This window comes from Acidobacteriota bacterium (assembly GCA_038040445.1).
In the GTDB taxonomy this organism is placed as follows: domain Bacteria; phylum Acidobacteriota; class Blastocatellia; order UBA7656; family UBA7656; genus Onstottus_A; species Onstottus_A frigus.
Window position 1 is genome coordinate 1 of record JBBPIG010000062.1, and the last position, 10,744, is coordinate 10,744.

Genomic DNA, 10,744 nt, shown 5'->3' on the forward strand with positions numbered 1-10,744 from the left:
GCCGAATTCTAAGAACCGACAAGTTTCGGCAGGCCGGGAATAGTGACCGACCCTCAAGGACGCAACACCGTCACTCGATATCTCGACAACACTCGCAAGGTCGAGGTCTGGTCTGACCTCAACTCGTCCAATGACGCCCTCCTCAAGAGCCGCTCCACGCACGATCAGCTTGGACGAGTGGTGAAAACTGAAGCCGCCGAGGACGGCGTGAACTACACCATCTTCGCCGACTCCGTCTATCAGCAAGGGGGCCGCATTACGATCGCCACCAATCCGATGCGCACGGCTGGGGCGACGACCGACGGATGGACTCGCACCACCAGGGACGATTTAGGGCGAGTCGTGACTGTCGAGACGCTTAACGAAAGATACCCGGCAGGAACCTCGACTGGATTGGTGACTACCACCTACACCCCGGATGCTACGACGCTCAGATTTGCCGCGACCGTGACCGATCAGGTGGGCAAGGTGCGCCGCAGCATCACCGATGGACTAGGCCGGCTGACACGCGTGGACGAGCCCAACAGCTCCAATGACCCCGGCCCGCTCGCGACACCCGTTCAGCCCACCAGCTACACCTACGACGCTGTGGATAATCTGACCTCCGTGACCCAGATACAAGGGAATCCCCAAGCTACCCAAACTCGAACCTTCAGCTACGATTCATTGAAGCGGCTCAAGCAGGCGGTTAATCCTGAGAGCGGGACGATCAACTACACCTACGACGACAACAGCAACCTCCAGACTAAGACCGACGCGCGCGGTGTGATAACGACCTACGCCTACGACGGTTTGAATCGGGTCACCACTCGAACCTACTCGGGCCAGGCCCCGGGCCCAACGACTCCAAATGTGACCTATGTGTACGACACGCTGGGTGCAAGCGTGAACGGCAAAGGGAGGCTCACGTCGGTCAGCTCTTCAGTGTCCAGCTACAGCTACGGCAGCTACGACGTGGTAGGGCGGGTGCTGACCGGGACTCAGACGACTGACAATCAGCTTTACGCAATGAGCTATCAATACAATCTCGCAGGGGGCATGACTTCAGAGACCTACCCATCGAACAAGGTCGTGGCCACCGAATACGACGCAGCGGGCCGGATAGCCGGTGTGAAAAAAGACGCCACGATTTATTACGCGGGCGGTACACCGAGCACTTCGAACGCAATGAGCTACACGGCTCATGGCGCGCCGGCGACAATGAAACTGGGCAACGGGAAGTGGGAGCACACGAACTACAACTCGCGGCTGCAGCCTGAGCAGATCGGGCTGGGAACATCGGGCACGGATTCGAGCACGCTGCGGCTTGACTACACGTATGGGACGACGGCCAACAACGGCAACGTGCAGACACAGCGGATCGTGATCACGGGGTCGCTGGATGTCACGCAGAATTACACTTACGACGAGTTGAACCGCCTGAAGACGGCTAATGAAAGCAGCGGAGCGAACTGGTCTCAGACTTATGGGTACGACCGGTTCGGCAATCGATGGGTGAGTGCGTCGACCGGGTACGCACTCAATACATTGACGCCTCAAGTGCAGAGCGCATTCACTGCCGGGAACAATCGGCTGGTGGCAAGTGTTTATGACACGGCTGGCAACCAGACAATGGACGGGCAGAGCCGCTCGTTTGAGTACGATGGTGAGAACCGCCAAACGAAATTCAATAGCACGGTTGGGCAGTATTTTTATGACGGCGACGGGCGTCGAGTGAAGAAGATCGACAGCACTGGGACGACAGTGTTTGTGTATAATGCCGGAGGTCAGTTGATAGCTGAATATCACAGCGACCCGGTGCCTCCGGCAGCAGGCGGAGGCGGCACGAGTTATTTGACAAGCGATCATCTCGGAAGCACGCGAGTGGTGACGAAGAGCGATGGCACGGTGAAGGCGAGGTACGACTATCTGCCGTTCGGTGAGGAGATTCCTTCAACGATCGGTGTGCGCGGGAGTGTTGGGGGCTACAGCGGAGCGGATTCAACCCGACAGAAATTCACCCAAAAAGAAAGAGATAATGAATCGGGTCTGGATTACTTCCTTGCGAGGTACTACTCATCAGCGCAAGGGAGGTTCACTAGTCCTGATGAGTTCACAGGCGGGCCTGATGAGTTGTATTCATTTGCTGAGGACGCATCAGATAACCCGACCTTCTACGCGGACATATTTCAGCCGCAGTCGCTGAATAAGTACCAGTATTGCCTCAACAATCCTCTGGCTTATGTCGACCCGGATGGGCATCAAGGGCATCAAATCACAAGAGCGTTAGAGCGGGCTGCCCAGACGCCAGCAGGACAAGAAGTGTTGAAGAGAGCTGCCCAAGCTGGCACTGCCGTAACAGCTGTGCTTAGCGGAGCAGCGGAAAAGTTTTTAGATTGGGCGTCGAAGAACAACACGAGTGGCGATGCGTCGCAGCCAGCGGCGAGTAATTACGTAGAGAATTACACTAACCGAAAACAAGCCGAGAAAGATGCTCAACAGACTAAACAGCAGGACAAAGGCGGACAAGCTGCTGATCCCGGGGGCGACAAGAAGCCTGTCTTCGATCAGAGGGGTACGCAAACAACCACCACCAGAGAAGTAACGCCAGGAACGAATTCCAAGGCTTTTGAGCCAGTAAAAGGGTCGCCAGCCAAGCGCAACAAAGAGACTGGAGAAATCTGGGTAAAGGACAGGTTTCACAAGGATCATTACGAGGTTTACAAGAACCAGAAGAAATTTGAAAACGGCAAGAGGAACCGGTCTGTTTGGGAAGACGGCAGGCCTAAGGAGAAGTTATAGAAAGGGGGAGAGAACCTGTGTCAGTTGACGAGATTTGTGAGAACTACGCGCAAAGAAAGGCAAAGATTACTGTGAGGATTCTCGATGATGAGAATGACATGCTCCTGATTGAAGGGGACGCATCTGCGTTAGAGTTTCTTGGTAATCTTTTTTTGGCACAGGCAAGTGCCAGTGATTGTGGATTTCAGATAGCGCCAAACTCAGCGGGAAAGGCCCTTTTCAATCCCAATTCCACCTTGGGTATATACATTCACCGTGTCCCTTGTATGCACAAAACTAGCAATGAGTGATCGCCTTCATTTGTCACCGGCTAAAGAAAACCGCAAAGCAACAACCTTCCAGCGCGAGGCCCCCTTCGAAGGGGGCGACCAGAGTGGCGCGCAGGGGGGTGGGGAACCGGAGCGCGCGGCGGCGGTGTAGTTTCCGCCGCAAGCGCGAGGAAGATATCGGGGCGTACGATAACGCGCATTATGTTGTCGTGCAGCGCAAGTGCCACTGGCTTTTTTTAGTGGCACGCGCGCTGCGGCGACGAACATAATGCCGCGCTATCGGATCACGCTTCTCCTTAGACACTACCACTCTCAAGACCAGAGCGATTTCAGCCACAACTCGGACCTCAAACGCTTCTTCCCTCCTCTGAAACTCAATCCACGAATCAACGATTGGGAACCGTTGATCCCTACGGCCGCCCCGGTGTGGTCAATGGCCCCGCCGTCACGTCAATCGTCGATGGAGTCACGTACGCGAATCAACAGCGTCAGGTGATCACCAAGTACTATGACAACGCGTCGCCGAACAACGCTTTTCAGGTGGAAGTAATTTCCGATCTGAAACAACAAGGCGACGGCTTGCTGAAGACTCGCACGACCAGTGATCAACTCGGACGCCCGGTGAAGAGCGAGACCAGCGAGAACGGCAGCACCTATTCCATCAGCGCGCAGAGTGCCTATGGCCAGATGGGTCGCATAACTTTTTCGTCGAATCCGACCCGGAATTCTGGAGAGTTAACAGACGGCTGGACCCGAGCTACGAAGGACGCCGCCGGCCGTATGAGCGAAGTAGCGACGTTCAGCGGCGCAACCCAGCCGCCTGCGACCGGGACAAACGGCAACTGGACCGGAAGCGTGACTACAAGCTACAACGCTGAGCAGACTACGGTAACAGATCAATCGGGCAAGAGCAGGCGCAGCATCATCGACGGACTCGGCAGACTGAAACAAGTCATCGAAGACCCAAACAACCTCAACTGCGCGACCACTTATAGCTACGACGTGCTCGGCAATCTGACGCTCGTGCAGCAAGGAGCGCAGCAGCGCCAGTTCGCGTACGACAGCGTGTCGAGACTCCGAGAAGCATTCAATCCTGAGCAGCAGATGGTTGCGACCGTCTATCAATACGACGATGGATCGAACCTCTTGTCACGCACCAACCCGAACGGCACCTCGGTGAGCTTCACGTATGACGGATTGAACCGGGCCAAGACGAAGACGCTCAGCACTGGAGGCTTATGGAATTACAGCTATGACACGGGAACCAATGGCAAGGGGCGGCTGGCGTCGGTCGTCAAGCAAGGAGCTAGCGATGGGTATTATTACGACGGCTACGATGCAGTTGGAAAACTGAGCGGCAGCCATCAGATAACCGACGGCGTGAGCTACACGATGAGCTACGGGTACGACCTTGCGGGGAGCATGACCAAACAGGTCTATCCGTCAGGCAAGGAGGTGCGAACCATGACTCAATAGACCTTCAGGCAAGTCTTCGGCACCGAATACGACGACGCCGGACGCATCGCCGGAGTGAAGAGAGGAATCAGTTACTCGCGTGAGCAAGCCCTACCGGCATTCAATCTGATTGAACGGTAAGTGCCTACGTTCGTTTTGATAAGGACTCGCGCGTCAGTTGGCCGATGACCCGCTCAACGCAATCCGGAACCACTTCCCAGGCGACCTCGCGGACTACCGATTCGCTCATCTCGGCGACCACGCGCCGCACTATCTCTTCAATCGCCGCCGGGGATAACTCCGCTTCATATGTCGCTCCACCGTTGGCCGCAACCGGGAGAGTCGCGTTCGCAGAAGGAGCGTCGACGCTCGCGGTTGATGTCTCGGCCGCTACGGATGAAAACGAGAAACCGGTTTCGGCTGGCTCGACTCGATGCGGCGCGGCCTCGGGCTCTTCACCCGCGAGCGAGTCACTATCGATCGGTGTGAAGCGCAGCTCTTCTTCGGGCCACATCGTCGCAGTCTCAAAGATTGCCTCTTGAGTGTTGTCGGTGTTGTCGGCTTTCGGGGGATCGGAATCGGCTAGATTCTCCGCCAGATATTCCCTGGTATCGATAGGCATCACGACGGAATCAAGTTGCGCCGTCGAGTAGACGCCTGCGCGCGGAGACGTCCAATCGAGATTGCCTGCGAGATCATCGGAAGCAGGATGCGAATCAGCAAGCGAGACCGCTGCCTCGGCGTCCGGCTGATGGTCCAGGCTCAACAACGCTTCGGTCCCGTGAACCTCCGGTCCCTCGATCTCCTTCTCGAAAGCATGGATGTGTTCGGAGGAGGAATCGTTACCGATGTCAACCAGATCGAAGTGCCTGGGTGCAACCGGCGGAGGTTCGGCGAATGCCGGTTCCGCGAATTCCATGTCAAGCGACTCGCTGGAGTAGGGTAACGCGCCGGTTGGAACGACTTCGTCGAGCAGCACGTCGCCGAGCGGCTCGTCGATGGCTAGCAGGGTCGCGCAGGCGGTTTCGTTAGGTCCGTCCGAAGGGGCGAACGCCGTCTCGGTCTGCATTCGCGGGTCCCAGGAATTCCGGTTGAGTGGCGAGCCGGTTGTGTTCCCTCGCCACGCCGCCTCGCCCGACCCAGAGTCGAACGCTCTGGTCTCGAGTCTATCCAGACCGACCCATTCCGCTCCTTCGCCTGCGGTGCTGACATCGACCTCCAGCAAAGCGCGCGGCTCTTGTTCAAGCACGACAGCGCTGAGCGGTGACGGCTCAGACTTGTCGAAGTCGAGGATCATCTCTTGGCCGTCCGATCCAAAGGGCAACGGCATTCCTTCAGGCGCGAACTCACCAAGCGACGAGAGCTCCATAGCCTCAAACCGTTCGCTGGTGTCAGTCAGCGTAGCCTTGACCATCTCGCGAGCCGGCATGTCCACAACTCCGAGGTCGAAGACCTCCGGCTCTGCGTCGGCCGGAACCGACGCAAGCTCACCGGTGTTTGTAGTCGACGAAGTTACCGGCGGGGTGTCAGCCTCGGCCATCATTGCTGAGAGGTCGAGCTTTGCCGCCGGCGGCGTGGTCAGGGGCCGCATCGGACCGGCATCGGGCACTTCTTCACGCTCCTCACCGGGCGGTGGCAGCGGGGCGATCGGGCCGGTGGTGGTGCGCCAGCTTGCGCTGATCAGTCTTCGCACCGTCTCGACGAGCGTGCGCGATTCAAACGGCTTGGTCAGATGCGCGTCGGCTCGAACGCGACGCGCCTCGGCCTGATCGAACGGCTCGAACGCGCCAACCAAAAGCACGACCGGCACGTTGCGAAATTGAGGGTTCTGTTTGATGGCCTCGCAGAGCTCGTAGCCGTTCTTCCCCGGCATGAAAATATCGGCCAATACCAGGTCTGGTCTGACCTCGGCCAGGCGACGTTCCGCCATATCGCCGTTGCTCACCGCGACGACCTCGATGCCCTCGTCGGCAAAAGTTAGATTGACCACCTTTTGAATGGTGATGCTGTCATCGGCGAGTAGAATTCTGCTTCCCATCTGACTCTCCCTCAGTCCGCTTCAGCAGGCGCACAGTGCCGGACTTAGCTGAAAACTGATCGATCATCGCTTTGAGGTAGTCGGTCCAACACAGTCTTCTCGTACTGCAAGGCACGCGCGCTGCGACTGCTGCGGCTTCAAACTCCTAATCTTTTTGGGGGCTTTCAATCGAAGAAGAGAAAGGTCTCGAACGCGTCCGTTGAGACCGGTTTCATTGTCCCAGCGGGGAATGTTAGCACAAAAGCATACAGGTGTCTTTAGTTAAGAATTCAGCGGAATTTGGCTGATAAAGACGAACGTTAAGCGCCGCGAGAATCTACTCTATGCGCTGAATACCGCGTCTTACAGACCGTGAACTCTGCTGATTTTCTGCCGCGGCTGCCGGCTCACTTTCAGATTGCGCCTGCGTGCAGGAGTACATGACCGCCGAGACCTGAATGTCATCGATGAACCAGCCCGTATACCCGTTCAGCACTCCTGAGGAGTCGTCGAAGCCCGCCAGGAACCTTAGCTTCACTCGCTTGCCGGTGAACCCGCTCAAGTCAACGACCACCTGGCTGAACACTCCGGGCTTTCCACGAGAGGTCCACGCGAAGCGAGTGCCCAGCGGATTGTTGGAAGCTGCGGTCACCTTTCCGTCGTACCCGCCAACCAGTGTCAGCGATCCAGCGTCTTGCCAGCTTTCGCCCTCGTCGGTCGAGAGCTCGAGCACGCCGCCGTCAAACCCCGGTTCAAAATTGTAGATGTGGAAGAATGACAGCCGCACCTGGCCGGCATTGTCCGGAATAGTCACGACCTTCTTCATGAAAAGCTGAGAGAGCTGACTATCGTTGCGCTCTTTACCGGGGTCTTCGGCGTGGTAGGTCATATTGCCGCTATGGGCGGGTCCTTGATGGAAGTCGAATCCGCCTTTCTTCTTCCACTTCACGCCGCCGTTGTCGATATCATCAAACAGCAATCTTTCTGCCGGCCCGCCTGGTTGACTGGGCCGCCCGACCTGCGCACGAACAGGCAGGGTGAAGCGCCCGGCGGTCGTATCAAGTTGCAGTTGAAGATTGGCAACCGATCCGCATCGAAGGTTGGACGGCACCTGGATCTGAAACGCCGTCTCGTTCGTTCCCGTTTGACCCGGTGCTATGGCGTTGAACGCGGACGAGCTTTGATTGCCCGAAGCGAGCGACAACGCTCCGCTCTGAATATCCGCCGCAGTGGTCTGTGATTGGTTTCTGACCGTCACTGTGATTTTCGCCGACTCACCCGCAAACAATGAGGCATCGGTTTTTCCATCGGCGTGCTGGATCGTCACCCCTGCCGATACGTCGCCGCCAGAGTCGATGGCCAGCAGCGGAATCGCAGTCTCGAGGCCGTTGGTCACGACGAGCGCGAAGTCTTGATCGAGCGGATTAAAATCGCCGGGCACTCCGTCGCCGGCGATAACCGTCGGCCGCACGCGAATGGCAAATGGCCCCGTAAGCCCAGCCGGGAGCCTGACCCCTTGCACATTGTTTGTGAAGTCCTTCTGACCGCCTTGCGTCGAATACTGTCCCGAGAAACGGTTTCCATTGTAAACAACTCCGCCCACGATCACTTCCAGGTTGAGCTGGTTCACATAAGGCGCGTTCGTCACCGAATTGCCAGGTGGATCGGTCCATACAAGCATGACTCGCAACTCTTTCGACGTGTCAGCTATCACGCCGGTAGTTTGGAACGGCGCTCCGCCACTCTCTGTAAACGTTCTCGATGGCGACTCGTCGTAGATAATGCGATTAGTGGGTTCAAACATGCGGCCGATGTTCAACAGGCCCCACCCCTGATGCGCGCCTGGCAGATCGTCGTTGGCAAACTTTCCATTGATGTAACTGGTCGAGTTTAGTATGAAGGCTTTTACAAGCGCAGGACTCGGTTCGGGGCCGAGGGTTGTTCTCAGCCACTGAAAGGCGAGTGCGGCGGCGCCGGTTACAACTGGGGTTGAGTGGCTTGTCCCCGACGACCAGGTGTACAGCGTTTGTCCCAATGGAAAATAGCGATCGCAGACGCCGTTACCCGCATAGAGCTTGTCTTGGGAGGCGGCCCCCTGCATGTGCGACCCGGGCGCTACGAGGTCAGGTTTCGTTCGGCCGTCCTGCACTGGCCCATAACCCGAAAAGAAAACGATGTCCTGCGCGTTATCGGCATCGAGGGCGGTCAAGCCGCACCTGTCGGTTTCAGTCCCTCGCACGTTCTCGCTGATGCCAACCGTGATGACGTTCTTTGCCGTTCCCGGGATTGACACCGAAGTTGTGTTGGTGTCGCCTTCGTTTCCGGAGGCAAACAGAATCGTCATGCTCTGATTCCCCGGCGCGATAGTATCCGCGTCACGCACGAGCGAGTCGAACACCTGAGCATCGTCTGAGTAGTAATTGCAGAAATCCGAGTCGCACGCGCCCCAACTGTCATTCGACATGCGCGCGCCCGCGCGATACGCCTCCGCAATGAACTGCGTGTAAGAAAACGAGCTGGAACTCCTGCTGTCGGGGAAGAGCTTGGACACACCGATGCGCGCGAACGGGGCTGTGCCGAGTCCATATTGGAAACCCTGCGCATCAGCAAAAGCGCTGCCTGATTTGTTGCTGAAGCCGCCTAATATTGACGCATTGATCGTCCCGTGCCCCAACGCATCGTGCGTCGGAAGTATGGTCGGATCGCCCGGGTGAGAGTCTTGGGTGAAGTCGTGCAGGTAAGCGACCCGCGACGCACCGGCCGCATCCAGGAAATCCGGGTGCAGTCTGGCCGGATCCGCTGATCCCTGGTCGAGGCCCGTATCGCCTATGTCGATCGAGAAGTCGAAAGTCGAGTTGAATCCCACCGAGTTCAAGAAAGCCTGAAAGCCGGGTCCGGTAGGACGACTGACCTGGATGTTGTTTACCGTGTCGAATGCCAACGCGCCCGCCACTATCTGATCGGCGCGCTCGTCCATAAGCTTCATCGGGGACCAGCGCCCGATGGCCACGACATCCGCAGACTTGGCTAGTTCTCTTAGCTTGTACGATTCGATTAGTACTTTTATGTTCACAGCCCCCGACGCGCGAAACTCGGGCATCAGCACTTTGCTCGCAAGCGAGTTCACCAGAGCGGCGGTATTGTTCGACTCGGGCGTGTCGAGGATCTGGATCGACGCGGATATCTGCTCGACTGAATCAAGCTTGATGTGCGAGTCGAGCTTGTAAGCGGGATGATAAGGCCCGTCCCACTGAACGATGGCCGAGCCGTCGGCACTTTGCTGAAGCGCGTGTAGCCGCGCCCGCTGCGACCGTGTCGTCCACATCAGATAAGCGTTGTTAGGAACATATCCAACAACCTTTGCGCCGGTTGCAGTCAGCAGCCCTACAGTCTCAGTTGTCGGGGGTCCAAACAATTGGACCAGATGAAGCGCTCGCGAGGTGGTCTCCGGTTGGCGAAGATCATTTCCGATTATTGGCTCGGGTCCCGTCGTGTCGATCTGGCCTCGTTTGAGCAACACCAGATTCAAGTCGTCCCTCAGATGCGCGCGCTCCAGCGTGGTCGCGCTCAGCGAGTTAAGCTCTGCATTACTCACCTCGACGAGCGAATACGCGCCATACTTTTTCGATTTGCGCGTCGAGCGAGAAGAGGACAGCCGCTGCTCGAGCTGCGAGTCATCCGCCTGAAGCATTAGCTTGTGAGCCGCGCCAGGGCTTCGATACGCGAGCGGCTTCACGCCCGGCCGGGCGTGCCGTTTGCCGGCGCGGTCCTCGGACCGCTCATTGATTCGCGATTGGCTGTTATCCGATCGAGTCGGCAACGCTCCTACGACTGTCAATAGAATAAGCAGCGCAGCTCCGAGCGAAATCCGCAGGGTGAAGCTTTTCATTACAACATCTCCTTACAGAAGCGATCCGAATGACGAGACATTCGAGAAATTGTATTCGCGGACGCGGCAGAATGAAAGACCAACTATTCGGGCGAACCAAAGCGCGGCTATTCGCGCCTGCCGGGGCTCGATCATATCGACAACTGCCATGAGCACGGGACCAAGGGGAGCATTAACTCTATCGTATCTTTTGAGTCTGTCAAGTTTGAGCGGGACGCGACACTCTGCGAGTTCGGCTCTGGGTTTCAGAGCCAGCGCCGCCGACAACGCCAAGGTCATAGACCACGATTCTTCCAAAGCCTAGCGAGTATCCCGGCGCGGGCCAGCCCGAGA

The 10,744-nt window shown here is 57.4% G+C and carries 4 protein-coding genes; 2 read left to right on the plus strand and 2 right to left on the minus strand.

The window, feature by feature from the left end; all coding sequences use genetic code 11:
- Positions 1-42: 42 nt before the first annotated feature.
- Together AABO57_28800 and AABO57_28805 are read left to right on the plus strand one after the other, a co-directional pair.
- Positions 43-2,781 (plus strand): RHS repeat-associated core domain-containing protein, encoded by a 2,739-nt coding sequence (locus AABO57_28800; protein ID MEK6289733.1) that lies wholly within the window; start codon positions 43-45, stop codon positions 2,779-2,781.
- 662 nt (positions 2,782-3,443) lie between these two features.
- On the plus strand, positions 3,444-4,526 hold the full coding sequence (locus AABO57_28805) for a hypothetical protein (protein ID MEK6289734.1): 1,083 nt from the start codon (positions 3,444-3,446) through the stop codon (positions 4,524-4,526).
- 124 nt (positions 4,527-4,650) lie between these two features.
- Here AABO57_28805 and AABO57_28810 read toward each other — a convergent pair whose 3' ends face one another.
- Together AABO57_28810 and AABO57_28815 are read right to left on the minus strand one after the other, a co-directional pair.
- Positions 4,651-6,543: a response regulator gene (locus tag AABO57_28810; GenBank protein MEK6289735.1), complete on the minus strand. Its 1,893-nt coding sequence runs from the start codon at positions 6,541-6,543 to the stop codon at positions 4,651-4,653.
- Positions 6,544-6,859: 316 nt separating this feature from the next.
- The gene (locus tag AABO57_28815; protein ID MEK6289736.1) at positions 6,860-10,411 is read right to left on the minus strand and encodes a S8 family serine peptidase; all 3,552 of its coding nucleotides are present in this window, start codon (positions 10,409-10,411) and stop codon (positions 6,860-6,862) included.
- Positions 10,412-10,744: the final 333 nt, after the last annotated feature.